This is a genomic window from Nocardioides sp. (assembly GCA_037045645.1).
Lineage (GTDB): Bacteria > Actinomycetota > Actinomycetes > Propionibacteriales > Nocardioidaceae > Nocardioides.
On the sequence record JBAOIH010000011.1, the window covers coordinates 1 to 26803 of the forward strand.

Sequence of the window (26803 nt, forward strand, 5' to 3'; positions counted from 1 at the left end):
GCAATGAACTGGCGCGCGGTCTGGGCGATCTACAGTTTCGAGATGGCGCGCACGCTGCGCACGCTGGCGCAGAGCGTGGTGTCGCCGGTGCTGTCTGACCGCGCTCTATTTCGTGGTGTTCGGCGGCGCCATCGGCTCGCGCATCGAGGCCATCGACGGGGTCAGCTACGGCGCGTCCATCGTGCCCGGGCTGATCATGATGTCACTGCTGACGCTGTCGATCTCGAACGCCTCCTTCGCGATCTACTTCCCCAAGTTCACCGGCATGATCTACGAGATGCTGTCGGCGCCGGCGTCGGCCTTCGAGGCGGTGCTGGCCTATGTCGGCGCGGCGGCGACCAAGTCGATCGTCATCGGCCTGATCATCCTGGCCACCTCGGCGCTGTTCGTCGACCTGGAAATCCGCCACCCCTTCGTGATGCTGCTGTTTTTGGTGCTGACGGCATTGGCGTTTTCGCTGTTCGGCTTCATCATCGGGGTGTGGGCCGATGGGTTCGAGAAGCTGCAACTGATCCCGCTGCTGATCGTCACGCCGCTCGCCTTCCTTGGCGGCACATTCTACTCCATCTCCATGCTGCCGCCGGTCTGGCAGACGATCTCGCTGGTCAACCCGGTGGTCTATCTGGTCAGCGGCTTCCGCTGGGCGTTCTTCGAGACGTCGGACGTGGGGGTGGGGCTGAGCCTTGTGGCGACCGTCGGCTTCCTCGTGCTCTGCCTGGGCGTGGTGACCTCGGATCTCCGCACCGGCTACCGGCTCAAGAACTGAGCCTGTCGGCAGTTCCGCCAAGCCCTGCTTGCACTGACACAACCCTTTGGCTAAGGAGGCCGCGCATGAGCGCCTCGGCATGCCGGGGCGTTTTCGTTTGAATTCGGTCGGTCGGCGCGAGCCGCCGGCGGGGAGACGGGCCGCAACGGCATGGCGCGCATCGTGATGAAATTCGGCGGAACGTCGGTCGCCGACATCGCCCGCATCCGCAATGTCGCGCGCCACGTCAAGCGCGAGGTCGACGCCGGCCACGAGGTCGCCGTCGTCGTCTCGGCCATGTCGGGCAAGACCAACGAACTGGTCGGCTGGGTGCAGGCATGCCGAAGGCGCCGGTCGCACGCCATTCTACGACGCGCGCGAATACGACGCGGTGGTCGCCTCGGGCGAGCAGGTGACGTCCGGGCTTGCTGGCGATCGCGCTGCAGGCGATGGGCATCAACGCGCGCTCCTGGCAGGGCTGGCAGATCCCGATCACGCACCGACAACGCGCATGGCGCCGCGCGCATCGCCGACATCGACGGCAGCGATCTGATCAAGCGCTTCGGCGAGGGCGCAGGTCGCGGTGGTCGCCGGCTTCCAGGGCATCGGCCCGGACAACCGGCATCGCGACGCTCGGCCGCGGCGGCTCGGACACCTCGCGCGGTGGCGATCGCGGCGGCGGTGAAGGCCGACCGCTGCGACATCTACACCGATGTCGACGGCGTCTACACCACCGACCCGCGCATCGAGCCGAAGGCGCGGCGGCTGGCCAAGATCTCCTTCGAGGAAATGCTGGAAATGGCCTCGCTCGGCGCCAAGGTGCTGCAGGTGCGCTCGGTCGAGCTTGCCATGGTGCACAAGGTGCGCACCTTCGTGCGCTCGTCCTTCGACGATCCCGGACGCGCCGGGCATGGGCGATCTGCTGAACCCGCCCGGAACGCTCATTTGCGACGAGGATGAAATCGTGGAACAGCAGGTCGTCACCGGCATCGCCTACGCCAAGGACGAGGCGCAGATCTCGCTCCGCCGCGTCGCCGACCGGCCGGGCGTCGCCGCCGGCATCTTCGGCCCGCTCGCCGAGGCGCAACATCAATGTCGACATGATCGTCCAGAACATCTCCGAGGACGGCTCGAGCACCGACATGACCTTCACCGTGCCGTCGGGCGACGTCGACAAGGCGCTGGCGGTGCTCGACAAGGTGCAAGCGAGACGATCGGCTTCGACGTCGATCCAGCACGAGGACGGCATGGTCGAAGGTGTCGGTCATCGGCATCGGCATGCGCAGCCATGCCGGCGTCGCGGCCACCGCGTTCAAGGCGCTGGCCGACAAGGGCATCAACATCCGCGCCATCACCACGTCGGAGATCAAGATTTCGATCCTGATCGACGGCCGCCTATACCGAACTTGCGGTTCGGACTTTGCATTCCGTCTACGGTCTGGATAAGCAATAGCTGAAGTCACCGTCGGCACGGCAGCCGGCCGCGGCGGCGCGGTGCGCCGGCCGGCCGCGATACTGGCGCGTTGGAGAGAGCGCCGATGCGAGACCACGTCGGCCGGCCCGCGCGTGCTCCTGAGACGGCTCCGCGAGCTCATGGCGGAGCCGCTCGAGCCGCAGGACGCGGCTCGACCGGATCGTCGCGCGAGATCGCCGCACAACATGGTCGCGGAAGTGTGCTCGCTCTACGTGCTGCGCGCCGATCGGCGTGCTCGAGCTCTACGCCACCGAAGGCCTCAACCCGAGGCCGGTCCACCATGGCGCAGCTGCGGCTCGGCCAGGGCCTCGTCGGCACGATCGCGCGCGAGCGCGCGGCCGCTCAACCTGTCCGACGCGCAGAAGCCATCCGGCCTTCGCCTACCTGCCGGAGACGGGCGAAGAGATCTACAACTCCTTCCTCGGCGTGCCGGTGCTGCGCGCCGGCCGCACGCTCGGCGTGCTCGTCGTGCAGAACCGCACCAAGCGCACCTACTCGCGAGGACGAGGTCGAGGCGCTCGAGACCACGGCGATGGTGATCGCCGAGATGATCGCCGCCGGCGATCTGGCGCGCGCTGACCCGGCCCGGGCTGCGAGCTCGACCTGCGCGCGGCCGCGCAAGCTTCAAGGGCCTGGCGCTTCAACGACGGCGTCGGCCTCGGCCATGTCGTGCTGCACGAGCCGCGCATCGTCGTCACCAACCTGTTCAACGAGGACACGCGAGGCACGAGCTGCGGCGGCTCGACGAGGCGCTCGGGTCGCTCCGGCTCTCCATCGACGACATGCTGTCGCGCCGCGAGGTCGCCTTCGAGGGCGAGCACCGCGCGGTGCTCGAAGCCTACCGCATGTTCGCCCACGACCGCGGCTGGGTGCGGCGGCTGGAGGAGGCGATCCGCAACGGCCTGACGGCGGAAGCCGCGGTCGAGAAGGTGCAGAGCGATACGCGCGCGCGCATGCTGCACATGACCGACCCCTATCTGCGCGAGCGGCTGCGCGATTTCGACGATCTCGCCAACCGGCTGCTGCGCGCAGCTGATGGGGCACGGGCCGGAGACGCTGGCCGGCAGCCTGCCGAAGGACGCGATCATCGTCGCGCGCTCGATGGGCGCGGCGGAGCTGCTGGACTATCCGCGCGACAAGCTGCGCGGCCTGGTGCTGGAGGACGGCGCCGCCACCAGCCATGTCGTGATCGTGGCGCGCGCCATGGGCATCCCGGTCGCCGGCCAGGTCGAAGGGCGCCGTGTCCATGTCGGAAAACGGCGACGCGATCATCGTCGACGGCGAGGACGGCACGCGTGCATCTGCGGCCGCAGCCGGACCTCGAAGCGGCCTATGCCGAGAAGGTGCGCTTCCGCGCGCGCCGGCAGGAGCTCTACCGCGAGCTGCGCGACCAGCCGTCGGTGTCGCAAGGACGGCGTGCAAGATCGACCTGCATGATGAATGCCGGGCTGGCGGTCGACCTGCCGCAGCTGGCCGAGTCGGGCGCGGCGGGCATCGGCCTGTTCCGCACCGAGCTGCAGTTCATGGTCGCGGCGACCTTCCCGCGCGCCGAGGCGCAGGAGCAGCTCTACCGCGACGTGCTGGACGCGGCGCAGCGGCAAGCCGGTGACCTTCCGCACGCTCGACATCGGCGGCGACAAGGTGCTGCCCTATTTCCGCGCGCGCGCAGCGAGGAGAACCCGGCGCTCGGCTGGCGCGCGATCCGGCTGACGCTCGACCGGCCGGGCCTGCTGCGCACCCAGGTGCGGGCGCTGCTGAAGGCCGCCGGCGGGCGCGAGCTGCGCGTCATGCTGCCGATGGTCACCGAAGTCTCGCGAGATTCGCGAGGCGCGCGAGCTGATCGACCGCGAAGTGCGGCCATCTGTCGACGCTTCGGCCACCAGCTGCCGACCAGCCTGAAGGTCGGCGCGATGCTGGAAGTGCCGGCGCTGCTGTTGGCAGCTCGACGAGCTGATGGCGGCGGTGGACTTCGTCTCGGTCGGCTCGAACGACCTGTTCCAGTTCGTCATGGCGACCGACCGCGGCAATGCGCTGCGTCGCCGACCGGTTCGATCCGCTGTCGGCGCCGTTCCTGCGCGTGCTGAAGCAGATCGCCGACGCCGGCAGCGCGCACGAGCACGCCGGTGACGCTGTGCGGCGAGCTTGCCGGCAAGCCGATGTCGGCGATGGCGCTGATCGGCGCTCGGCTACCGCTCGATCTCGATGTCGCCGGCCGCGATCGGCCCGGTCAAGGCGATGCTGACCGAGCTGCCGCTCGGCGAGCTGGAGGTGTTCATGGCCGAGAACCTCGCAGGCAATGCCGCGATGGCGCCGATGCGTGCGCTGTTGCAGGGGTTCGCGGATCATGGGGAATACCGCTTTAGTCATGGCTTTTGGGGTTTTCATACATAGGTCCAATTCGATCTATGAAGACCGCCCAGCCGAGCAATACCAATTTCCGCGCCAATATCTTGGGCGAGTTCGTCCGCTCATCGGCGATTGGATCGTTTACCTCGAGCCGAGCAAGGTCCGAAATTCAAGAGGCTACTTTGCGATCGCCCAGGTACGCGATGTGATCCCCGACCCGGCTGCGGACGCAATGTATCTAGCGCTCATTGAGCCCGGGTCTTACCTCGATTTCACTAACCCGGTGCCGTTCTCCAACGCAGATGGGCTCGTCGAGCGCGGGCTCTTGAACGATGTGGGCAGGATTTCCGGGAGGGCACAATCGGCAGCACGGCCAATCTCTTCGATGGACTTCAATCGCATTCTCGAACTGGGATTTGATGAAGGCGAGGAGTTGCTCCCGCGGGTTGGAGCGGTACCAGCCAATCAATGGGGGGAAAGCCAACAAACTCCATTCGAGTACGACCAGGGCCGATCTCGGGTAAGCTATCTAAGTTCCCGAATTGTAAGAGACAGGATCTTTCGCAAGGTCGTTTTGCGTGCCTACGATTTCCGCTGTTCAATAACCGGCCTGCGTTTGATCAACGGTGGCGGGCGAGCCGAAGTAGACGCAGCTCATATCAAGCCAGTCGAAGCTAACGGGAACGGGAAAAAGCGAGGTGAGCCTGTCGGAACGGAAAGTGAGGTGGAGAGAGCAGAAGCCGGGTGTTGACGAAGTTCTGACAGCCGGACGGCAGGCGTGGAAAGAATCCAAAGGGGAAGCCGACAAGGCCACGGCGGCTTTCAAACTTTGGTGGAAACGAGTGCCAAAGCACCACCCAGCCAGCCACCTCCGCAGGTACGGGAACATTTGTGCCGAAACAGGGAGAGTCTTTTCTGTTTCTGACATCGGGTGGCCCGGAGGTGGAGGGCCACGCTATGAGGTCGTACATCCCATAACCAAGAAGCCTGTCCCAGTTCCCAAGGGAGGTTGGAGGTTCGGCACGCCCAAGAGCATGAGGCAGGCAATCCAAGATGGGCGTGTCCTGTTCAGAGAGGACCACATGAAGGGTATAAGCAAGAAGACCTTTCTTGACGAAACTACTGCTTCCCCAATCCCCTCTGCGTTCAATCAGGCTCGCGGGCGTGCATCCGTAAACCTCGCACGGCTGCTTGGTGAGAAGCGGTTTCCGTTTCCGAAGGACCACACGGTGTTGGCGCGGTGGTTTCGGATGGTGGCCCCGAAGGACGCGGTAATTCTCGACTTCTTTGGTGGGTCGGGCAGCACGTTGGAGGCGGTGTTGCGTCTGAACGCCGAGGATGGCGGGACGCGGCAGTGTGTGTTGGTGACGAACAACGAACTCGCGGCAACGGACCAGAAGCGGCTCACCAAGGAGGGGCACCGTGCGGGTGACCCAGCGTGGGAGGCGCTGGGGGTTCACGACTATGTGACCCGGCCTCGTGTCGAAACCCTGCTCACTGGGGTGCGCCCGGACGGCAGCGAATACGCGGATACGGTGCCGGGGAATGTGGTGTTCACGCGGCTCACCTACGAGAACGGGCAGTCGGTGGCGTACAACCGTGCGTTCACTCGTGTCGCGTGGCTGCTGTGGCTGAAGGCGGGGGCCACCGGCTCCTGTGTGGAGCACGTGACGGACACGTTCGCGGTGGCTGACACGTATGGGGTGTTGTTTGACCTCGACCACACCACCGGGTTCGTCCAAACCGTCGAAGCGGCTGGCACGGTGAGGATGGTGTTTGTGGTGACTGACGACGACGCGGGCTTCCAGACCGTGTGCGCCCGCCTCCCCCAGCACGTGGAACCTGTGCGCCTCTATGAGTCGTATCTGTCGAACTTCCGGGTCCAGCACGGCGGATAACGCTGTCCTGCTACGCAGGGTCGGTGGTCGTCTCTAGGGTGGCTTCCTGAAGGTAGGGGCCTGCTACGGGTGGTCCCTCGCTGATTGAGGGAGTCGGGCCGACGTGTCGACGCTGCGGGAACTGCTGGCCCAACTGGAGAAGACCGACCCAATGCTCGCGGGTGCCCTGTCGCGTGAAGTGCGAGCGTTGGCGCAACGCCGCGAGTTTGGTCTGAACTTTGAACGCCACACCCCCGAAGCAGTCGAGTTGCCAGGTCGTCCCGTCCGTAAGGGCGACAAGGTGCGGGTGCTGCCTGCACGTGACGGCAACGACAAGACCGACACCCGGCTCTGGGTGGTTACCCGGCTCACCACCAGCGACGGTGGGGAACGTGTCGCCCACCTGACCGCTGCCGTGGCGGACAAGGCCGGTGACCGTGACACGACCACACACCTCGTGGCGGATGTGGTGGTGGTTGCCGAATTCCGCGACACCATCTACCCCGGCCTCAAGTCCACCGGGACCGTGGAACACGGCGGCGATAAGCCGTTCCACACCGTGTTGAACGCCGAGAACTATCACGCCCTCCAAGCCCTGCTTTACACGCACGCAGGCCGGGTGGACGCCATCTACATTGACCCGCCCTACAACACGGGCGCGAAGGACTGGAAATACAACAACGACTACGTGGACGGGGAAGACATTTACCGTCACTCCAAGTGGTTGGCGTTCATGGAACGACGCCTCAAACTCGCTCGACGGCTACTCAACCCGACCAACTCGGTGCTCATCGTCACCATTGACGAGCGGGAGGTTCACCGGCTGGGTTTGTTGTTGGACCAACTGTTCGTTGGGGCGAAGCGGCAGATGGTGACTATCGCCATCAATCATCGTGGCGTGGCGCGTAACCGCGAGTTCACTCGCGTCGAGGAGTACGCGTTCTTTGTGTTCCTTGGCGAGGCGGGGCCGACCCTCAGTGTGGACGACCTCCTGTCTGCTGAATCGAAGTCTGACGCCTCGGAGCCAGTGCGGTGGGAACGACTCATTAAGGGCAGCAACAACGCCCGAAGGGTTGACCGGCCACGCCTGTTCTACCCGGTGTTCGTGGACCCGAAGAAGCGGTCAATCGAAGGCGTCGGGGACGCAATCGAACTGTCGGAGGGCCGAGATACCGTTCGGGTTCCCGAAGGCTGTGTGGCGGTGTGGCCGCTGTCTCGTGAAGGTGACGAGAAGCGGTGGCAAGTGTCGCCTGCGACCCTGCGAACACATGTGGCAAACGGTACCGCGAAGGTCGGCGCGTACGACGCGAAGAACGACCGATGGAGCATCCTCTACCTGAACCGTGGACAGTTGGAGCGCATCGAACGCGGCGAAATCAAAGTCACGGGTAGAGACACAAATGGGGTTCTGGAGTTGGTGTCAGTGACCCGCCCCCTGCGAGCAGCGATGACGGTGTGGAACCGTCCATCGCACAACGCCGGGTACTACGGCTCCGGCGTCGTCAACGCGTTGCTACCCGGTCGTAATGAACCGCCCCGGCATGTCCGGAGAGCTGCATTCGTTGGAAGGATCACTCTCATGGCACGTCCCTCGAGGTACCCGACCGAGCTGCGTGAGCGCGCAGTGCGGATGGTGATGGAGTCCAGGCGGGACTATCCGCACGAGTCCGCCGTGATCAGGTCGGTCGCGGCGAAGCTGGGCATCACCTCTACTGAATCGCTGCGTAAGTGGCTGCGGCAGGCCGAGATCGACGGCGGTGTCCGCGTCGGCAAGTCCAGCGAGGAGATCGCTGAGATCAAGGCGTTGAAGAAAGAGGTCGCCGAACTGCGGCGGGCGAACGAGATCTTGAAGAGCGCTTCGGCTTTCTTCGCGGCGGAGCTCGACCGCCCCAACAGGTTCTGATCGACTACATCGAGGACCACAAGGTGGAGTTCGGGGTCGAGCCGATCTGCCGCGTGCTCAGTGAGCACGGGATCAAGATCGCTCCGTCCACCTACTACGAGGCTCGCTCACGCCGGCCTTCCAAGCAGCAGATCCGCGACGCGGAGCTGGTCGAGATCATGGTCGCCGAGCGCAACCGGCAGAAGCTGGTCGCGCGGTTTGGTGCACGCAAGATGTGGCTGCACCTGCGCGGACGGGGCCATGACGTCGCTCGATGCACCGTCGAGCGGCTCTACCGTGAACAACGCTGGGTCGGGGCGCTACGTCTGAAGAAGTTCCGGACCACCATCGGCGACCCGGCCGCCGAGCGACCACTGGACCTGGTCGATCGGCAGTTCTGGGCGAGCAGGCCCAACCAGCTATGGGTCGCCGACTTCACATATGTCGCGACCTGGTCAGGCACTGTCTACGTCGCCTTCATCTTCGACGTCTTCAGCCGTCGGATCGTGGGCTGGCGGGCCGCCACGCGGATGACGACCGACCTGGTGCTCGACACCCTTGAGCATGCGATCTGGACCCGCCAGCAGGCCGGTGTCACCGACCTTTCCGGCCTCATCCATCACACCGATGCAGGGTCTCAATACGTCAGCTTTGCCTTCACCCAGCGCCTCGTCGACGAGGGGGTCGACCCCTCAGTCGGGTCTGTTGGCGATGCCTATGACAACGCCCTCGCCGAGTCCCAGATCGGGCTCTACAAAGCCGAACTCATACGTCCTGAAGGTCCCTGGCGCGGCGTCGAACACGTCGAACTAGAGACCCTGAACTGGGTCGACTTCTTCAACAACGAGCGCCCTCACGAGGCGCTCTCCGACCTCACGCCCATGGCGGCCGAGGAACTGCACTACGCTGCAAGAAACGAGCTCACGCCAACCGGCTGAGCCACCAAACCCAGCCTCCGGACTCGCCGGGGCGGTTCAGTACCTCGACCCGAGGGGACAGATTTCGTCCAGCAGTTCGGGTGGGAGTTGTGCGTCGTCTAGGTTCGCACCGAAATGGAATGGTTCTTGCGATTGTGTGTGCAAATGTGTCGGCTTCCGGTAAACACGCCCGCCTGTGTTTCAGGGGGCCGGGTAGTTTACCGTCCCATTCGTCGTTAAGTCGACCCGCGCAGAAATGCGACCCCACGTTTGTGCGGTTTCCAACAAGCCTGTGAAGGTGGGTTCCCGTACGTACGCACCCATGAGATGTACGTCGTTTAGCGTCATCGGGTAGCGGCCTGCCATAACCCGCCGCACATGGTCGATGGTGACCCCAAGAAACATTGCTAACTGTGTGGTGGTTTTGTCGCGTGCGAGTAGTACTGCCCGGATGTCGCGGACGAAGTGGTGTTGCTGTTCAGCGGCTTGTAGCGCGGCGAGTTCGTGGAGGCTGTGGTGGGGTTTCCATGCGGGTCGGGTGATGTGGATGCGCCCGAACTTGTCGTGTCGCGGGTCGTCTGCGAGCCACCAGCGTGGCTCCCTGATGGTCCTGCGCGGCACCCCACACCCTTGGTTGGTAACGATTCGGTAACTGGGCAAGCGGTTGGACCGCTTGTGCATGTCCTCTACCTAACCATTCGTGTCAACCGTCCGTAATACGTTCTTTGGGTCCGCTCCCACGTGAGGCCCCTAACCGATGGAAACTTGCTTAACCCTGTTTGCGAATGGCATACTCTTCGTCCGCTCAAGCCGCGTCTGCCGGTTTCCTATGGGCGAAACCGTAAGTAGATACACCTGTCTCTCAACCTGTCACCCGTCGAATCCGACTATCCGTCTATTCGCTGGCAGGAACACCTCAAGGTGTGCGACAAACCGCGCCGCTGCACACACACGGTGGAGTTGCCGGAATGGTGGGTGGGTCTCGTGACCGCCCGCGCCGACTACCACCCGGCGTCGGTTGACCCGTTGTTTACGGAAACGAATCGTCGTATCAACCGTTACCGGGGCGCAGGCTATTCGGACGCGGTCGTGTTGTTTACGCAGGCCGCCGCTCGTGATTGTTTGTGGAAGGCGACGTTGCCGCTCCCGGCTGCGTGGCCGAACTTCACCCTCTCCACCATCGGGGCGCTCGCTGACTGGTGCGAAACCACCGGGTTGCCGTTGGAACGCAACGTCGTGTTCCACCGCCGCACCATCAACCGTTTCCTGTCCACCGCCCCCATCACTAAACGGTCGCAGGCGTCGTATCGGAGTCGTCTCGACACCATCGCGGTGGCGCTGTTGGCGGCACCCGTCTACCGGGGTGGCTACGACCGGCCCACCCTCGGGAAACCCGAAACGTATGTCCCGTTCTCGCTGGAGCAGGAAACCGATTTGTGGGCGTGGGTGTGCGGTATCCAACCCGCCCCAAGGCGTCGGCTCCTACAGGCCGGGTTTCTGCTCGCGGTCGGGTGTGGTGCCCGCGTCACCGACTTCAACAACCTGTACCGGCGTGACCTCGCAGCGACCGAACTTGGGGTGGAGGTGACGTTCCCGCCGTTCTACATGACCGGGCACGCTGACCGGCCACGACCAGCCCGCACCGTCACATGTCGGGCACGGTGGGAATCCGAACTCGCAGACCTCTTCAACGACGTGGACCCAGACGACTTGTTGTTGTCGGTGGGCACTAGCCGCACCACCCGTTTGGATGACGCTTTCCACGCCGCGAAGAAGAACTCGGTAGCGAAGACGCCGCCGCCGTTCGACTTCACCTTGGCGCGGCTCCGCACCACATGGATTGGACGCCACCTAGAAGCAGGCACCCCACTCCAACTCCTACTCCCCGCCGCTGGCCTCACCGGGTTTGAACGACTAGAACGCATCTACCCGCTCATCACACCCGTCGACCACGCCACCGACCTGCTGCGCGGCACCGGGGGTGGTCCCCTGTGACCACCGCACGGCACCTACGCCACACCATCAGCACCGGCACGGTCACCGACCAGCAAGGGTTGTTGCCGGTTTCCCCGGAACTTGCCGGAAGCACCGTCGACCTCGTCACCGCACCCAGCCGCAACCGTGTCACCGACCGGGACGCCGAAAAAGCCCGAAGCGTGCTCGCTGAAACAGGTGTCACCGAGTTCTTCGTCCAGAGTTTGAAGAAGACAACCGGACGCCCCGCGAGGGTCACACCCGAAGCCGTCTTGGTCGCCATGTGGTTGGCAGCGACGACGAACCGGCCCATGAACGTCAACGTCTTCGCGGACATTCTGTTTCATGGACTCACCCCCGCCATGCGCTCCATTTTGAGTGTGAGTGACGGCACCGTGCGGCGTGGCGGCACCGCCGCCCAACAGCGTCGTTGGGACCGTACTGCCGCCGTCGCCGTAGGCCGCACCCTCACCCGCATGGTCGGCTGCATCGACCCCTCCAACCACCCCTCTGGCCGCAACATGCCGTGGACCCTCCTCCCGTCACGTGGCCTGTCTGACGCGGAAGCCACCGAACGGCAAGCACTCCTCGATTGGGTGTGCAACCAAATGCTCACCATCCCCCTCAACCAAATGCCCCAGACCGTGCGGGCGCAGTGGGACGGGTCCGCGTGTATCGACGCCACCCCAATGGAACTCCCCAGCCGTGGACGCGGCTTGGACAACCCGGAATGTTCAGCCGACCCAGACGGTGGGTTCTACATCCGCGAGGCCGACCACAACGGAGACGCCGACACTGCGGCCCCGGTTGGACGATTCACCCGTAGGAACCCGTCACGCATGTGGGCGCTCGACCTCGCTGTCGTGGTCGCAGCCGACCCCACCGAAGGCACACACCAGAAGTTCCCCGCCATCCCCATCGCCCTCACATCAGACCGCCCCGGCGTCGACCCCGCAGGTGCCGCGAGACGCGTCTTCGCCACCATCAAACAACGCGGCCTCCCCACCGGCACGTTGACTGGTGACGGCCTCTACGCCCACGCAGCCCATGTCACGTTCCAGACCCCGGCACGCCAAACCGGCTACGACCTGATTCTCCCTATCCGGTCGGAAAGTGAAGGGCTGCAGGAGACCCATAGGTCGGGAATGTTGCTGGTGGACGGCACCTACCACTGCCCCGCCATGCCCACCGCCTTGCAGACCGCCGTCACCGACTACCGCAACGGCACCATCACCCTCGACCAGTTCAAGCAACTCATCAAAGAACGCAACACCTACCGGATGCGCACCCACCAACGCCCCGACGCGAACCTGCAAAACGAACGACTCGCCTGCCCCGCATCGGGTGCGAATCCCACCGCCGTCTGCCCTTTCAAGCCCGCGTCCGAAAACCCCCGCACCACGTCGGTGCGGAACGGGCAACGGGTCGATGAAAGGCCCCAAATTTTCCCCACCCACGAACCTCTCGGGGTCTGCCGCAGCAACACCGTCACGTTGCGCCCCGAAGACGGCGCACGGTTCCGGCAAGCCATCCCCTTCGGCACCGACCAACACCACGCCACCTACACCCGGTTGCGCCAATCCCAAGAAGGACTCCACGGCTTCGTCAAAGACGAAGCATATGAAGCACTCGGTGCCCCAACTCGCCGCAGGAAACGCGGCAAAGCAGCCCAAACCCTGTACGCGGCGTTCCTTTTCGCTGCCGCAGGAGTCCGCAAAATCCGGGTCTTCCTCCAACGCGCAGTGACACTTCCAGACGGCAGCCTCGGTGTGCCACGTCCCGCCGTCGCACAAAACATTCCCCTTGAACCGCCCCGGCGAGTCCGGAGGCTGGGTTTGGTGGCTCAGCCGGTTGGCGTGAGCTCGTTTCTTGCAGCGTAGTGCAGTTCCTCGGCCGCCATGGGCGTGAGGTCGGAGAGCGCCTCGTGAGGGCGCTCGTTGTTGAAGAAGTCGACCCAGTTCAGGGTCTCTAGTTCGACGTGTTCGACGCCGCGCCAGGGACCTTCAGGACGTATGAGTTCGGCTTTGTAGAGCCCGATCTGGGACTCGGCGAGGGCGTTGTCATAGGCATCGCCAACAGACCCGACTGAGGGGTCGACCCCCTCGTCGACGAGGCGCTGGGTGAAGGCAAAGCTGACGTATTGAGACCCTGCATCGGTGTGATGGATGAGGCCGGAAAGGTCGGTGACACCGGCCTGCTGGCGGGTCCAGATCGCATGCTCAAGGGTGTCGAGCACCAGGTCGGTCGTCATCCGCGTGGCGGCCCGCCAGCCCACGATCCGACGGCTGAAGACGTCGAAGATGAAGGCGACGTAGACAGTGCCTGACCAGGTCGCGACATATGTGAAGTCGGCGACCCATAGCTGGTTGGGCCTGCTCGCCCAGAACTGCCGATCGACCAGGTCCAGTGGTCGCTCGGCGGCCGGGTCGCCGATGGTGGTCCGGAACTTCTTCAGACGTAGCGCCCCGACCCAGCGTTGTTCACGGTAGAGCCGCTCGACGGTGCATCGAGCGACGTCATGGCCCCGTCCGCGCAGGTGCAGCCACATCTTGCGTGCACCAAACCGCGCGACCAGCTTCTGCCGGTTGCGCTCGGCGACCATGATCTCGACCAGCTCCGCGTCGCGGATCTGCTGCTTGGAAGGCCGGCGTGAGCGAGCCTCGTAGTAGGTGGACGGAGCGATCTTGATCCCGTGCTCACTGAGCACGCGGCAGATCGGCTCGACCCCGAACTCCACCTTGTGGTCCTCGATGTAGTCGATCAGAACCTGTTGGGGCGGTCGAGCTCCGCCGCGAAGAAAGCCGAAGCGCTCTTCAAGATCTCGTTCGCCCGCCGCAGTTCGGCGACCTCTTTCTTCAACGCCTTGATCTCAGCGATCTCCTCGCTGGACTTGCCGACGCGGACACCGCCGTCGATCTCGGCCTGCCGCAGCCACTTACGCAGCGATTCAGTAGAGGTGATGCCCAGCTTCGCCGCGACCGACCTGATCACGGCGGACTCGTGCGGATAGTCCCGCCTGGACTCCATCACCATCCGCACTGCGCGCTCACGCAGCTCGGTCGGGTACCTCGAGGGACGTGCCATGAGAGTGATCCTTCCAACGAATCAGCTCTCCGGACATGCCGGGGCGGTTCATTTCGCCACCTCGACGGCAACCACGACGCCGAAAACCCGCCACGCGCACGGTCCCACCCGCCCCGGAACGCCAAAACTCCCCACAACCAGACGGTTGCGGGGAGTTTCGTGGCTACTCACAAATAGTTTCGTGGACAGCCCTCGGCGGTGGCGGAGGGATTTGAACCCTCGGTGGGCTTGCACCCACAAACGCTTTCGAGGCGTTCTCCTTAGGCCGCTCGGACACGCCACCGCGGGGAAGATTACCGGAGCCGGGCGGCCGACACAGAATCCGGTCCGCATGAGCTCGGTCCACAAGGCTGACGCGGGCCGTACGCACGGGTAGCGTTCGGTCGCATGGCGAAGAAGCGGCGAGTCCCAGCCCAGGACGCGATGTTCCTCTGGGGTGAGACACCCGAGACCAAGATGCACGTGGCCTCGGTGATGCCGTTCACGCCACCACGAGACGCCGGTCCGAGCTATCTGCGCGACATGGTCTACAAACTGCGCGACGCGCCCGTCGAGTCACCGTGGAATCTCAAGCTCACGCACCCGCACCTGCTGATGCACCCACTCCAGGCCTGGGTCGAGGACGACGACTTCGACATCGAATACCACGTACGCCGCTCCGCGCTGGCCAGCCCGGGCGACGAACGCGAACTCGGCGTCCTGGTCAGCCGATTGCACAGCACCCAGATCGACTTCACCAGGCCCCCCTGGGAGGTGCACTTCATCGAGGGTCTGACCGGTGGCCGCTTCGCGATCTATACGAAGGTGCACCACGCATTGGTCGACGGTTTCACGGCCGTCAAGATCCTCGGTCGCAGCCTCAGCCGCGACCCCGAGGCGCGCGATCAGCCGTACTTCTTCAGCCTCAAGCCGACCAAGCGCGCCAAGACTCCTGCCCCCACGAAGTCGCTGCTCAGCAAGATCACGGCGCCGGTGACCGGCGTCGCGCAAGGAGTCGGAGCCGTGGCGAGCATGGGCACCGATGTCACCAAGGCGGTGCTCAAACTCGAGACCGAGAAGCTGCGCGACAGCGAGATCATCAACAGCGTCAGCGCGCCCAACACGATCCTCAACGGGCGCACGGGTCGCAACCGCCGGTTGGCGACCCAGCAGTACGACATGGCGCGGATCAAGGCACTCGGCGAGCGCTCCGGCGGCACCCTGAACGACGTCGTGATGGCGATCTGTGGCGGCGGGCTGCGCAAGTTCCTTACCGAGCAGGGGCAACTGCCCGAGAAGCCGCTGATCGCGTTCATGCCGGTCAACATCCGCAACGAGGGCGACGAGGGCGGCGGCAACATGGTCGGCGCCTCGCTGGCCACGATGGGCACCGACATCGCCGATCCGATCAAACGGCTGGAAGCCGTGATCGCCTCGACGCGGGCCGCGAAAGCGTCCATGAAGGGGATGGGCCAACTCGGGGCGCTGGCGTGGTCGGGTTACATGCTCGCCCCGCAAGCACCGCAGGTGCTGGCCTCGATGGCAGGGCTGAAGAGTCCACTGCCGGTGGCGTTCAACGTATGCCTGTCCAACGTGCCCGGCCCACGCGAGACGCTCTACCTCAACGGGTCGCGGCTCGAAGCCGTCTACCCGATGTCGATCCCGATCCACGGCATGGCGCTCAACATCACCTTGGAGTCCTACGCAGGCACGCTGAACTTCGGCTTCATCGGCTGCCGTGACGCGGTGCCGAGTCTGCAGAACCTCGCGGTCTACACCGGCCGGGCGCTGCAGGAGTTGGAGGACGCGTACGCGAGACGCGACGGCTCCCGTCTGCTCAAGGAGCCCGCTCCCAAGCCTGCGACGAAGAAGGCACCGGCCAAGAAGAGCACCACGACGAGTGCGAAGTCGCGAGCCCTGGCGACCAAGAAGACGGCAGCGAAGAAGAAGGCATGAACATCCTCGGCAAGGTCCGCGATCTCGCGGAGAAGACACTGCCCACCCCTGCGCTTCCCGGGGAGGCCGAAGCACTGCTGGAGGACCGCCGTTTCGGCGAAGCCCTGGCACGCGAAGCCAGTGATGCCGGGCGCGACATCGACGACGTCCGCGACGAAGCGGCCGAATACCTGCGCGAGATGGCCGCCAGCCACGGCCCTCGTACGACCGCCCAGTGGGCCAAGGCCGGCGACTGGTTCGCCCGCGCGTACGACGTGCTCGTCGACGAGGACCAGATCGCCCGGTTGAAGAAGCTCGACCGGCAGCACAGCCTGGCGCTGGCGTTTAGCCACCGGTCCTACCTGGACGGCGTGATCGTGCCCAACGTGCTGCGCGCGCGACGCTTCAGTCCTACCTTCACCTTCGGCGGCGCCAACCTCGATCTGCCGTTTCTCGGGCCGCTGGTGAGCCGCAGCGGCTTGATCTTCATCCGCCGCAAGACCAGCGAGATCCCGGTCTATCGGGTCACGTTGAAGTCCTATATCCGCGAACTCGTCAAGCACCGGCGCAACCTCGCCTGGTCGATCGAAGGCGGGCGGACCCGCACGGGCAAACTGCGACCGCCCGTGCACGGGATCTTGAAGTACATCGTGGAAGCGGTCGAGGGCGACTCTGCCGACCCCGATGCGCAGGTCGTCCCCCTCTCGATCGTGTACGACCAGCTGCACGAGGTCGCCAACATGACCGCCGAGGCGCGCGGGGCGCGCAAGAACCCCGAGGATCTGCGGTTCGTGGTGCGGTTCGCGAGCTCGCAGCGCAAGCGGATGGGACGGGCGTACCTCACCGTCGGTGAGCCCTTCTCCCTGCGTGGGCGCCTCGACGAGTTGCACGCCGACGGCCTCACCACACACCAGGCGATCGAACGGATCGCGCTCGACATCAGCCACCGGATCAACCGCGCCACCCCGGTCACCGTGACGGCGGTGGTGTCCTTGGCGCTGCTCGGCGCCGACCGCGCGCTGACGCTCGATGAGGTGCTGGAGACCGTCAAACCGCTCGCGAACTACATCGAGACCAAGGGCTGGCCGGTGGCGGGCGCGGCCAACCTGCAGGACCGTTCGACCGTACGCCGGGCTTTGCAGGACCTGGTGACCAGCGAGGTTCTGACGTCGTACGACCGGGGCACCGAGCCGGTCTGGCGGATCGCGCAGGGCCAGCACCTGGTGGCCGCCTTCTATCGCAATACGCTGATCCACCTGCTCGTCGATCGTGCGATCGGCGAACTCGCGCTGCTGACCGTGAGCGAGCTGCCGCCCGATGCCGATCTGCCCCCCGAAGGCGAGCTGCGGGTCGGCTGGGACGAGGCCAAGCGGATGCGCGATCTGTTGAAGTTCGAGTTCTTCTTCCCGGGGCGCCAGGAGTTCGAAGAGGAGTTGCGTCGCGAACTGCTGATCCTCGTGGGCGAACAGGTCACGGAGGTCTCCCCCGCGACCGCTCGCGAACTGCTCGTCAATGCTCAGCCACACCTGGCGCATCTGGTGCTGCGGCCCTTCCTCGACGCCTATCTGGTGCTCGCCGATCGGCTCGCCGAACACGGCGACGACGCGGTCAACGAAGACGACCTGCTGGACGAGACCCTGGCCGTCGGACAGCAGTGGCAGTTGCAGCGCAAGATCGCGTCGGCCGAATCGGTGTCGCTGGAGTTGTATAAGACGGCGCTCGCCCTGGCTCGCCACCGTGGGCTCCTAGAACAGGGCGAAGGGGTCGCAGAGAAGAGGCAGACCTTCGCGGCCGAGATCGCGGATTCGGTACGCCGGGTGCAACTCATTGCCGACCTCGCCGCCGAGGCGACATCGTGAGCGGACTGTCGGACGCCGTTCGTGATGTCATCGCCGCGATCGAGGCAGGCCCGTCGGGCCCTGAGATCGGCGCCTTCTTCGACCTCGACGGGACCCTGGTCGCCGGCTATACCGCCGCGACGTTCTATGGGGATCGGCTGCGCCACGGCGAGGTCTCGCCCGGCGACTTCCTGCGTACGGTCGTCAACGTCATCGACGGCGAGGTGCTGGGCGGCGACCCGACGCGGGTGGCGTACCTGGCCTTCACCGCGCTGCGCGGTCAGAGCGAGGAGACCTTCGCCGAGCTTGGTGAACGACTGTTCCGGCAGAAGATCGCGCACACCATCCGCGGCGAGGCACGCGCGATCGTACGCGCGCATCAGCGGATGGGACATACGATCGCCGTCGCCTCGGCGGCGACTCGGTATCAGATCGGGCCGGTCGCGCGAGACCTCGGCATCGATCATCTGATCTGCACGACCCTGGAGGTCGAGGACGGCATCTTCACGGGCGAGACGATCGGGCCGATGCTGTGGGGCAAGAACAAGGCGACCGGCGTGCGTACGTTCGCGAAGGCGCATGGGGTGTCGTTGTCTGACTCCTACGCCTACGGCAACGGTTATGAGGACGTCGCCTTCTTGTCGACGGTCGGGTACCCGACCGCGTTGAGCCCGCACAGCGGCTTGCGCGCCGCCGCCGAACGGCTGGGGTGGCCGGTGCTCGACCTGCGTGATCCGGCCGCCGGAGGGATGGTGCCGCTCGTGCGTACGTTCGCCGCCCTCGGCGGGATGAATGCGGCGGTGACGACCGGCCTCACCCTGGGCGCGCTGACCCGCAACCGGCAGCGCGGGCTCAATGCGGCCGTGTCTCTCGCGACCGGGCTGCCGCTGGCACTGGCCGGGGTGAAGCTCAACGTCCGTCATGAGGACCGGATCTGGTCGCACCGACCGGCGATCTTCGTGGCCAATCACCAAAGCTCGCTCGACATCGTGGTGATGGGTGCGCTGCTGAAGGAGGACTTCACCTTCTTGGCCAAGAAGGAGGCGAAGTACGACCCTCGCGCGATGGTCGGCTCGTTGCTGATCGACCCCGCCTTCATCGATCGCTCCAACTCCGAGCAGGCGCGCACGACCCTCGATGCGCTGGTCGCGCGCATTCAGGGCGGCACGTCGCTGATGATCTTCCCCGAGGGGACCCGCTCTCGTACGCCCGTGCTCGGACCGTTCCGCAAGGGTGCCTTCCACCTCGCGATCCAGGCGGGCGTGCCGATCGTGCCCGTCGTGATGCGCAACACCGGCGAGCTCATGCAGAAGGGGTCGCTGGCGATCAACCCCGGCGTGATCGACGTGGTGGTGCTCGAACCCGAGACCGACTGGACGGTCGAGAATCTCAACGACCACGTGGCGGCGCTGCATCGCCGCTTCGAGGAGACCCTGGCCCGCTGGCCGGAGGAGGACGACTGATGCCGACCGCCAAGAAGGCTTCCTCAACTCAACGCCCAGCGAGGGCCAAGTCAACGGACAGGGAGCCCGAACTCGACTCCGACGTCACCGATCTCGAGCGCTGGGCAGCCGCCGCCGTCTGGTCGCACCGCGCCGAGTTGGACGCCGTCGAGACCGCGCTGTGGCGCTCAGAGCGACACCCGGCGTTGTCGGCGACCTCGTGCATCCTGATCATGCTCGATTCCGAGCCGGAGTGGGAACGCTTCCGAGCCGCGACCGAGTGGGGCACGGCTCTCGTACGCCGGCTGCGGCAGCGGATCCTGGAGCCCGCACTGCCGACGACCAACCCGATCTGGGTCGATGACGAGCACTTCACCTTGGACTACCACCTACGCCGTCAGCCGGTCGGTGGTTCCGGATCGCTGGCGGACACCTTGACGGTGGCGCAGCAGATCGCGATGACGCCCTTCGACCGGACCCGGCCGTTGTGGGAGGGCGTCCTGCTGACCGGGCTGGCCGACGGCGGGGCGGCGTACCTGCTCAAAATCCACCACACGTTGGCCGACGGGCTGGGGACCGTTCAACTGCTTTCGTTGCTGCAGTCGCGCACTCGTACGCACACCTCCGACAAGCCGACAGCTCCGACGGCTCCAGCGGGCAGTCCGGACGATGCGGTCGCTTTGGCCACGTCGGGGCTGCTGCACGATCTCTCGTCACTGCCTGCGCGCGCGGGGGTCGCGGTGCGGCACGGGCTGTTCGCGGCGCGGCATCCGCGCACGGTGGTCGCGGAGACGCTGCGCTATGCGGCTTCCGTACGCCGGCTCGCGTCACCGCCGCCAACCTCCGGGTCGCCGCTGCTGGAGGACCGCGACGGACGCTCGTGGAACTTCCTGGCGCTCGACGTGCCGCTGGCCGAGCTGCGAGCGGCCGGTCGTACGGTCGGGGGCTCGCTGCAGGACGCCTTCATCGCGGCACTTCTGGGCGGCATCCGGAAGTATCACAACTACCACGATCTGGCGGTCGAGGATCTGCCGATCAGCCTGCGAGTGTCGCTGGATCGCGCCGACGATCCGATGAGCGGGAACCGCTTCGCGGGCGCGATGATCGCGGCGCCCGCGGGGTTGGTGGATCCAGCGGATCGGATCGCGGCGGTGCGCGGCGAAGTGCTGTCGTTGCACACCGAGCGAGCGCTGGACGCGTTCCGGGCGTTCGCGCCCGTGGCGAACGTGCTGCCGTCGGACGTCACCACCTTCGCGTTGCAATCGGGTGCCGCGGCCGACCTGTCCGCGGCAGTGATCCCGGGGCCGGCGCGCGAGTCGTTCATGGCGGGCGCGCGCGTCAACGGGATGTACGCGTTCGGCCCGCTGCCTGGTGTCGCGATCTCGGCGACACTGTTGACGTGTGGCGACACTGCGTACGTCGGCCTCAACGTCGACGGCCTCGCGGTGCCTGACCTCGACGAGTTGCGCCTGTTCCTGATCGAGGGGTTCGACGAGGTGCTGGCGCTGGCTCGTTAGGGTCCGTCGTATGTCGGTCCTGCTCTCGCGCCACAACCTGGAGTTCTGTCTGTACGACTGGTTGGGCACTGACGAGCTGACATCGCGGTCCCTCTATGCCGACCACGATCACTCCACGTTTGCGGGTCTGTTGGAGTTGAGTGAGCAGTTGGCGACCGAGAAGTTCGCGCCACACAACCGAGCCAGCGACCTGACTGAGCCCACCTGGGACGGCACCACGGTGACGGTGCTGCCCGAGGTCGGGGAGGCGATCCGGGCCTTCGCAGATGCGGATCTGATGGGTGCGTCCTTTCCTACGTCAGCGGGCGGGATGCAGTTGCCGATCTCGGTGCATACGGCTTCGATGTTGTGGTTCCACGCGGCCAACGTGGCGACAGCCGGATATCCCCTGCTGACATCGGGCAATGCGCATGTGCTGCTGGAGCACGCTTCTGCCGAGGTCGCCGACATGTTCGTCCCACACCTGCTGAGCGGCCGTTTCCTCGGCACGATGGCGCTCTCGGAGCCCGCTGCCGGGTCGAATCTCGCCGACCTCACCACGCGCGCCGAGCGGCAGGACGACGGGGCGTACCGCCTCTTCGGCCAGAAGATGTGGATCTCCGGCGGCGACCACGAGTTGTCGGAGAACATCGTCCATCTGGTGTTGGCCAAACTGCCGGATGCGCCTGCGGGTACGGCAGGCATCTCGCTTTTCGCCGTGCCGAAATTCCTGGTGAACCCCGATGGCTCCTTGGGCGAGCGCAACGACGTCGTGCTCTCGGGGATCAACCACAAGATGGGGTGGCGCGGCACGGTCAATACGGCTCCGGTCTTCGGGTCCGGTGCTCATCTGCCCGGTGGTGCACCCGGCGCGGTCGGCTATCTGGTCGGGGAGGAGAACCGCGGCCTGCGCTGCATGTTCACCCTGATGAACGAGGCGCGGATCGGGGTCGGGTCGGCCGCGGCTGCTTTGGGCTCGACGGCCTACCTGAAGTCGCTTTCCTATGCGCGCTCTCGGCCCCAGGGCCGCTTGCTCGGCGCCGCTTTGGACTCACCGCAAGTGCTGCTGACGCAACACGCAGACGTACGCCGGATGCTGCTGGCCCAGAAGGCGTACGCCGAGGGCGCGATCGCGCTGGTGCTCTATGCCTCGCGGCTTGTCGACGACGAGCGATCGTTGGAGGACGGGTCCGAGTCCTCGCGGTTGCTGGCGTTGCTGACCCCGGTCGCGAAGTCGTGGCCGGCCCAGTGGTGCCTGGCTGCCAACGATCTGGCGATCCAGGTGTTGGGCGGGGCGGGGTACACCCGCGACTACGACGTGGAGCAGCACTATCGCGACAACCGGCTCAACCCGATCCACGAGGGCACGCACGGGATCCAGGCGCAGGACCTGCTGGGGCGCAAGGTGCTCGGCGACGGCGGGGCAGCGCTCTCGCTGCTGGCGACGCGGATGGCGAAGACGGTGGCGCGCACGGATTCTGTTCACGGCGAGGCGCTTACCCAGGCGATGGAGTCTCTCGGCTCGGCGACAACACGAGTCGGCGCAATCGCACTGGAGGATCCCGCCCGGGCGATGGCCAACGCGACGGCCTATTTGGAGGCGTTCGGCCACATCGTGGTCGCGTGGCTGTGGCTGGATCAGGTGGTGGCCCTGGGAGACCGCGCCGATTCGTTCGCACGCGGGAAGCGGGCGGCGTGCGAGTGGTTCTTCGCCTCCGAACTGCCGCGTGTGGGCGTCTGGTTGGACTCGATGGCCGACGAGACGGCCTTCGAGTTGGATCCGGACTGGCTCTGAGCGCGCAGACTCGTTCCTAACTAAGGCAGTTCACAGCGGCTGAGCAACCTCACCGGCGCGGGGAAGCGGCTCCCGCACGCGATTCACCTCGAACTGCCTTAGTTAGTCACAACTCGCGGGCGTCACATCCGCCGACTGTGCCACACGTAGGCCCCGATCAGGGTGACCAATTGCCCCCACACCATTACGGCACCGGGGATCTCGGGCCGGACGCCAACTCCGATCAGGAGGACGGCCATCGCCATCCAGCCGAACGAGGCGAGGCCGGCAAATGCCAACGCCTTCTCGGTGACCCGGTTGTCGCGCTCATCCGCCAGGCCAGCCATGCCGCGCTCGGCCGCCGAGACGCCCCCGGGGTTGCGATTGGCGCGCCAGAACGCGAATGCGGCAACGGCCAACGCGAAGGCACCACCTTGGGCGAGTCCTTTGGCCATCGAGGCGTTGTGTGGGTCGACAAGCAGGAATAGCGTCACGATGATGGCGGCACCCAGGGCTAGTCCGAGTGCTTGTTGGGACTTAGTCGACATGGAAGATCTCCTCCACGGTGGTCTCGAAGTGTCGGGCGATCGCGATCGCCAGCGGCAGTGAGGGGTCGTACTTCCCGGTTTCGATCGAGTTGATCGTCTGGCGCGAGACCCCGAGCGCCGCGCCGAGCGCGGCCTGGGAGAGACCGCGCTGATCTCGCAATGCCCGGACATCGTTGTTCATCGCGCGTTGCCAGTCAGCAGCAACGCGTTGGCACGTGGCTCGTGGTGCGTCATGTCTCTCTCCTCCCGGTCAGTCCCGCTAGCGCACGCGCCCGCGGCTCAGACAGGTGGTGGGCGCCGAGAGTGTTCCTAACCAAGGCAGTTCCCAGTGGCAGGGGCGGCCTCCCCGCGTGAAAGAACTGCGCGTAGGTGCCTTCCGCCTCGAACTGCCTTAGTTAGTGACACGTCAGCCCGACTCAGTCCTTCTCGGCGCGATCCTCACGGCGCCCCACGACTACGGACCCGATCAACAACACGATGGCCAGCCCCAAGAAGAGCCCGCGCAGCACGGCCAGGCCCCCGGATGCGTTGATCCCCATCGCCGCGATGAACGCGGCGAGTCCGGTGACCAGCAGTTGGGTCGACTTGCTCATCATCTGAGTCCTCCTTGCGGTGACGGCGTCAAGGCACCTTGACATGTCAAGCATGCTTGACAGCCGTTCGAATGTCAAGTGACCTTGACAACTCAGGATCGGAAGAAGTCCGTCAGCAGCGCACCACATTCGGGTGCCAAGACACCGCCGACAACCTCCGGGCGGTGGTTGAGTCGCCGATCGCGGACGACATCCCACAGCGAGCCGACCGCACCGGCCTTGTCGTCGAAGGCCCCGAAGACCAAGCGGCTGACTCGGGCTAGGACGAGCGCACCCGCGCACATCGTGCACGGCTCCAAGGTCACGACCAGGGTGCAGCCGTCGAGCCGCCATTCGCCACGTGCCGAAGCAGCCGCCCGCAGCGCGACGACCTCCGCGTGACCGGTCGGATCGCCGACCGCTTCGCGCACGTTGTGACCGCGACCGACCACCTCTCCGGACGCCTCGACCACCAACGCACCGATGGGGACATCACCGGTCGCCAAGGCCAGCCGCGCCTCGTCGAGCGCGGCGCGCATCAGGTCGTCGTACGCCTCCACGATCTCAGCCTGACAGACCCCGGCGAGGCATTAGTGTTTCCGCCATGCGCATCCTCGTCGTCGACCACCCTCTCGTCGCCCACAAACTCACCGCCTTGCGCGACGAGAACACCGACTCGCCGACCTTCCGGCGCCTGGCGGACCAGTTGGTGACGCTGCTTGGCGTACGAGGCCACGCGCGACGTGCGCGTCAACGCGGTCGACATCAATACGCCTGTCGGACCCACCAGTGGCGTGAAGCTCTCGACGCCGCGGCCACTGGTCGTACCCATCCTGCGCGCGGGACTCGGCATGCTCGAAGGCCTGATGCGATTGCTCCCCACCGCCGAGGTCGGCTTCCTGGGCATGGTGCGCAACGAGGAGACGTTGGAGGCCTCGACGTACGCCGAGCGCCTGCCCGAGGACCTGTCGGGACGCCAGTGCTATGTGCTCGACCCGATGCTCGCGACCGGCGGCACCCTGGCGGCTGCGATCGAGTTCCTGACCGACCGCGGCGCCGACGACATCACCGCGATCTGCCTGCTCGCCGCGCCCGAGGGCATCGCGCGGATGGAGAAGGAACTCAAGGACCTCTCCGTCCCGGTCACACTGGTCACGGCCGCGATCGACGAGAAGCTCAACGAGAAGGGCTACATCGTGCCGGGCCTGGGCGATGCGGGCGACCGGCTGTACGGCCTGGCGCAGTAGCCACTCACAATCCGCAGGTCGGCGATCTCGTCAAGGTGATGAGTGCCACTCCCCCGAGTGATGGACCCCACGCCATGGGCGCTGTCGCTCGGTTAGGTTGAGGTCGCTATCACCTTTGGAGGCCCGTGTGCGCATCGGAATTCCCCGCGAATCCAAGTCCGGCGAGACGCTCGTCGCAGCGACGGCCAAGACGGCCGAGCAACTGCAAAAACTCGGCTATCAGGTCGTCATCGAGTCCGGTGCCGGCACCGCCGCCGATCAGCCCGACGAGGCTTTCATCAGCCTGGGCAACGATCAGGTGAGCGTCGGCTCGGCCGACGACGTCTGGTCCAGCGATGTGGTCATCAAGGTCAACGCACCCACCGACGAGGAGATTGGTCGGCTGCGCCCCGGCGCGACGATCGTCTCGATGATGGCGCCCGCTCGCTCGCCTGAACTGCTGGAGCGACTGCAACAACAAGGCGTCACCGCGCTGGCGATGGACGCCGTCCCCCGCATCTCGCGCGCCCAGTCGATGGACGTGTTGTCTTCGATGGCCAACGTCGCGGGCTACCGCGCCGTGATCGAGGCGGCGCACGAATACGGCCGGATGTTCACCGGGCAGGTGACCGCAGCGGGCAAGACCGCGCCGGCGCGCGTCTTCGTCGTCGGCGCCGGTGTCGCCGGCCTGGCCGCCGATCGGTGCGGCCAACTCGATGGGTGCGATCGTGCGCGCCTTCGACGTACGCCCCGAGGTCGCCGAGCAGGTCGAGTCGATGGGCGCGGAGTTCGTCCGCGTCGAGATGGAGCAGGAGGTCTCCACCGACGGCTACGCCAAGGAGATGACGGCCGACCAGGAGGCCGCGACGGCGGCGATGTACGACGAGGAGGCGCCGCAACGCCGACATCGTCATCACGACCGCGCTGATCCCGGGCCGCCCGGCGCCCAAGCTGATCACCGCCGACACCATCGCCGCGATGGGCAACGGCAGCGTGATCGTCGACATGGCCGCGGCCAACGGCGGCAACGTCGGCGCTGACCGAGACCGACCAGCGGGTCGTCACCGACAACGGCGTGGTGATCCTCGGGTACACCGACCTCGCAGGGCGACTGGCCGCGCAGACCTCGCCAGCTCTACGGCACCAACATCGTCAACCTGCTCAAGCTGCTGACGCCCGAGAAGGACGGCCAGCTCACGCTCGACATGGACGACGTGATCCAGCGCGGCATCACCGTCGCCCGCGACGGCGAAGTCGATGTGGCCGCCGCCGCCCGTACAGGTCTCGGCAGCCCCGAGCCGCACCCGCGCCGGTCGCCGCGCCGGCCGCGCCCGCGAAGCCGAAGGACCCGCGCCGCAAGTGGTACGCCGCCGCGCTGGCCGCGGTCCTGTTCGCGCTCGCCGCGGCGTTCGCCGCCTGGCACTTCCTTGAGCCACTTCACGGTGCTTCGCGCTCGCGGTGGTCGTGGGCTACTACGTGATCTCCAATGTGTCGCACGCGCTGCACACACCGCTGATGAGCGAGACCAACGCCGTCTCCGGGATCATCCTGGTCGGCGGCATCCTCCAGGTGGGCAGCGACAACCCGCTGGTGATGGTGATCGCGCTCGCGGCCGTCTTCGTGGCAAGCATCAACATCTTCGGTGGCTTCCTGGTGACGCTGCGCATGCTCGAGATGTTCCGGAAGGACTGACC

Annotated in this window: 19 protein-coding genes, 1 tRNA gene, 5 pseudogenes and 2 other annotated features; of the genes and pseudogenes, 19 read left to right on the forward strand and 6 right to left on the reverse strand. The window is 65.8% G+C overall.

The window, feature by feature from the left end:
- The first annotated feature begins 67 nt into the window (after positions 1 to 67).
- The 12 genes and pseudogenes from V9G04_18025 to V9G04_18080 all read left to right on the forward strand — a co-directional run bounded on the left by V9G04_18025 (position 68) and on the right by V9G04_18080 (position 13095).
- Positions 68 to 766, forward strand: a pseudogene (locus tag V9G04_18025) (ABC transporter permease).
- Between the two features lie 150 nt (positions 767 to 916).
- The gene (locus V9G04_18030; protein MEI2715135.1) at positions 917 to 1705 is read left to right on the forward strand and encodes a hypothetical protein; all 789 of its coding nucleotides are present in this window, start codon (positions 917 to 919) and stop codon (positions 1703 to 1705) included.
- Positions 1706 to 1999: 294 nt separating this feature from the next.
- Positions 2000 to 2191 (forward strand): annotated as a pseudogene (locus V9G04_18035) (ACT domain-containing protein).
- A 259-nt stretch (positions 2192 to 2450) separates the two neighbouring features.
- Positions 2451 to 2798: a GAF domain-containing protein gene (locus V9G04_18040; GenBank protein MEI2715136.1), complete on the forward strand. Its 348-nt coding sequence runs from the start codon at positions 2451 to 2453 to the stop codon at positions 2796 to 2798.
- Positions 2799 to 2851: 53 nt separating this feature from the next.
- The gene (locus V9G04_18045) at positions 2852 to 4303 is read left to right on the forward strand and encodes a putative PEP-binding protein (GenBank protein ID MEI2715137.1); all 1452 of its coding nucleotides are present in this window, start codon (positions 2852 to 2854) and stop codon (positions 4301 to 4303) included.
- Between the two features lie 118 nt (positions 4304 to 4421).
- A complete protein-coding gene (locus tag V9G04_18050) occupies positions 4422 to 4610 on the forward strand; it encodes a hypothetical protein (GenBank protein ID MEI2715138.1) in 189 nt (62 codons plus the stop codon).
- On the forward strand, positions 4585 to 5316 hold the full coding sequence (locus tag V9G04_18055; GenBank protein MEI2715139.1) for a hypothetical protein: 732 nt from the start codon (positions 4585 to 4587) through the stop codon (positions 5314 to 5316). Before V9G04_18050 ends, V9G04_18055 begins: the two co-directional genes overlap by 26 nt.
- Before the next feature lie 331 nt (positions 5317 to 5647).
- Positions 5648 to 6463, forward strand: a complete 816-nt coding sequence (locus tag V9G04_18060; GenBank protein MEI2715140.1) for a hypothetical protein — start codon at positions 5648 to 5650, stop codon at positions 6461 to 6463.
- A 151-nt stretch (positions 6464 to 6614) separates the two neighbouring features.
- Positions 6615 to 7376 (forward strand): annotated as a pseudogene (locus V9G04_18065) (DNA methyltransferase).
- A gap of 645 nt (positions 7377 to 8021) precedes the next feature.
- Positions 8022 to 9262, forward strand: a protein-coding gene (locus tag V9G04_18070; GenBank protein MEI2715141.1) for an IS3 family transposase whose coding sequence is annotated in 2 segments (ribosomal slippage) — positions 8022 to 8304 and positions 8304 to 9262 — 1242 coding nt in all. Because the reading frame shifts where the segments join, the coding sequence is not laid out codon by codon here.
- Positions 8303 to 8431 (forward strand) — a sequence feature (AL1L pseudoknot). It overlaps the preceding gene by 129 nt.
- A gap of 933 nt (positions 9263 to 10195) precedes the next feature.
- On the forward strand, positions 10196 to 11236 hold the full coding sequence (locus V9G04_18075; protein ID MEI2715142.1) for a hypothetical protein: 1041 nt from the start codon (positions 10196 to 10198) through the stop codon (positions 11234 to 11236).
- Positions 11233 to 13095 (forward strand): hypothetical protein, encoded by a 1863-nt coding sequence (locus V9G04_18080; protein ID MEI2715143.1) that lies wholly within the window; start codon positions 11233 to 11235, stop codon positions 13093 to 13095. Before V9G04_18075 ends, V9G04_18080 begins: the two co-directional genes overlap by 4 nt.
- Here the strand turns inward: V9G04_18080 and V9G04_18085 are convergent.
- Positions 13059 to 14299, reverse strand: a protein-coding gene (locus V9G04_18085) for an IS3 family transposase (GenBank protein MEI2715144.1) whose coding sequence is annotated in 2 segments (ribosomal slippage) — positions 13059 to 14017 and positions 14017 to 14299 — 1242 coding nt in all. Because the reading frame shifts where the segments join, the coding sequence is not laid out codon by codon here. The two genes, V9G04_18080 and V9G04_18085, sit on opposite strands and share 37 nt — an antisense overlap.
- Positions 13890 to 14018 (reverse strand) — a sequence feature (AL1L pseudoknot). Its footprint overlaps the gene before it by 129 nt.
- A 196-nt stretch (positions 14300 to 14495) precedes the next feature.
- A tRNA-Ser gene (locus V9G04_18090) sits at positions 14496 to 14582 on the reverse strand.
- Between the two features lie 104 nt (positions 14583 to 14686).
- Between V9G04_18090 and V9G04_18095 the strand changes: the two genes are divergently transcribed.
- Genes V9G04_18095 through V9G04_18115 form a run of 5 tightly spaced genes read left to right on the forward strand, consistent with a single transcriptional unit; the run spans position 14687 to position 22784 of the window.
- Entirely contained in the window at positions 14687 to 16234 is a 1548-nt protein-coding gene (locus V9G04_18095) for a wax ester/triacylglycerol synthase family O-acyltransferase (protein ID MEI2715145.1), read from the forward strand.
- Entirely contained in the window at positions 16231 to 18072 is a 1842-nt protein-coding gene (locus V9G04_18100; GenBank protein MEI2715146.1) for a lysophospholipid acyltransferase, read from the forward strand. The genes V9G04_18095 and V9G04_18100 overlap by 4 nt, the downstream gene beginning before the upstream one ends.
- Complete coding sequence (locus V9G04_18105; GenBank protein MEI2715147.1) at positions 18069 to 19514, forward strand: HAD-IB family hydrolase; 1446 nt, start codon at positions 18069 to 18071, stop codon at positions 19512 to 19514. The genes V9G04_18100 and V9G04_18105 overlap by 4 nt, the downstream gene beginning before the upstream one ends.
- Positions 19514 to 21010, forward strand: coding sequence for a wax ester/triacylglycerol synthase domain-containing protein (locus V9G04_18110; GenBank protein ID MEI2715148.1), 1497 nt, complete (start codon positions 19514 to 19516; stop codon positions 21008 to 21010). The genes V9G04_18105 and V9G04_18110 overlap by 1 nt, the downstream gene beginning before the upstream one ends.
- A 10-nt stretch (positions 21011 to 21020) precedes the next feature.
- Positions 21021 to 22784, forward strand: a complete 1764-nt coding sequence (locus V9G04_18115) for an acyl-CoA dehydrogenase (GenBank protein MEI2715149.1) — start codon at positions 21021 to 21023, stop codon at positions 22782 to 22784.
- Positions 22785 to 22906: 122 nt separating this feature from the next.
- On the opposite strand, the gene V9G04_18120 is transcribed toward V9G04_18115, so the two are convergent.
- The 4 genes from V9G04_18120 to V9G04_18135 all read right to left on the reverse strand — a co-directional run bounded on the left by V9G04_18120 (position 22907) and on the right by V9G04_18135 (position 24422).
- Entirely contained in the window at positions 22907 to 23311 is a 405-nt protein-coding gene (locus tag V9G04_18120; GenBank protein MEI2715150.1) for a hypothetical protein, read from the reverse strand.
- On the reverse strand, positions 23301 to 23492 hold the full coding sequence (locus V9G04_18125; GenBank protein ID MEI2715151.1) for a helix-turn-helix transcriptional regulator: 192 nt from the start codon (positions 23490 to 23492) through the stop codon (positions 23301 to 23303). The genes V9G04_18120 and V9G04_18125 overlap by 11 nt, the downstream gene beginning before the upstream one ends.
- 235 nt (positions 23493 to 23727) lie before the next feature.
- Positions 23728 to 23907, reverse strand: coding sequence for a hypothetical protein (locus V9G04_18130; protein MEI2715152.1), 180 nt, complete (start codon positions 23905 to 23907; stop codon positions 23728 to 23730).
- A gap of 89 nt (positions 23908 to 23996) precedes the next feature.
- A complete protein-coding gene (locus tag V9G04_18135) occupies positions 23997 to 24422 on the reverse strand; it encodes a nucleoside deaminase (protein MEI2715153.1) in 426 nt (141 codons plus the stop codon).
- Between the two features lie 65 nt (positions 24423 to 24487).
- On the opposite strand from V9G04_18135, the pseudogene upp reads away from it, so the two are divergent.
- Positions 24488 to 25130, forward strand: a pseudogene (gene upp, locus V9G04_18140) (uracil phosphoribosyltransferase).
- Positions 25131 to 25257: 127 nt separating this feature from the next.
- Positions 25258 to 26801, forward strand: a pseudogene (locus V9G04_18145) (Re/Si-specific NAD(P)(+) transhydrogenase subunit alpha).
- The last annotated feature ends 2 nt before the right edge of the window (positions 26802 to 26803 follow it).

Excerpts from the sequence above, each read along its gene's own strand:
- V9G04_18115 (MEI2715149.1), top strand. The coding sequence starts at position 21,021 with ATGTCGGTCCTGCTCTCGCGCCACAACCTGGAGTTCTGTCTGTACGAC.
- V9G04_18100 (MEI2715146.1), top strand. The coding sequence starts at position 16,231 with ATGAACATCCTCGGCAAGGTCCGCGATCTCGCGGAGAAGACACTGCCC.
- V9G04_18135 (MEI2715153.1), bottom strand. The coding sequence starts at position 24,422 with ATGCGCGCCGCGCTCGACGAGGCGCGGCTGGCCTTGGCGACCGGTGAT.
- V9G04_18120 (MEI2715150.1), bottom strand. The coding sequence starts at position 23,311 with ATGTCGACTAAGTCCCAACAAGCACTCGGACTAGCCCTGGGTGCCGCC.
- V9G04_18125 (MEI2715151.1), bottom strand. The coding sequence starts at position 23,492 with ATGAACAACGATGTCCGGGCATTGCGAGATCAGCGCGGTCTCTCCCAG.
- V9G04_18055 (MEI2715139.1), top strand. The coding sequence starts at position 4,585 with ATGGCTTTTGGGGTTTTCATACATAGGTCCAATTCGATCTATGAAGAC.
- V9G04_18095 (MEI2715145.1), top strand. The coding sequence starts at position 14,687 with ATGGCGAAGAAGCGGCGAGTCCCAGCCCAGGACGCGATGTTCCTCTGG.
- V9G04_18060 (MEI2715140.1), top strand. The coding sequence starts at position 5,648 with ATGAAGGGTATAAGCAAGAAGACCTTTCTTGACGAAACTACTGCTTCC.
- V9G04_18130 (MEI2715152.1), bottom strand. The coding sequence starts at position 23,907 with ATGATGAGCAAGTCGACCCAACTGCTGGTCACCGGACTCGCCGCGTTC.
- V9G04_18030 (MEI2715135.1), top strand. The coding sequence starts at position 917 with ATGGCGCGCATCGTGATGAAATTCGGCGGAACGTCGGTCGCCGACATC.
- V9G04_18050 (MEI2715138.1), top strand. The coding sequence starts at position 4,422 with ATGTCGCCGGCCGCGATCGGCCCGGTCAAGGCGATGCTGACCGAGCTG.
- V9G04_18110 (MEI2715148.1), top strand. The coding sequence starts at position 19,514 with ATGCCGACCGCCAAGAAGGCTTCCTCAACTCAACGCCCAGCGAGGGCC.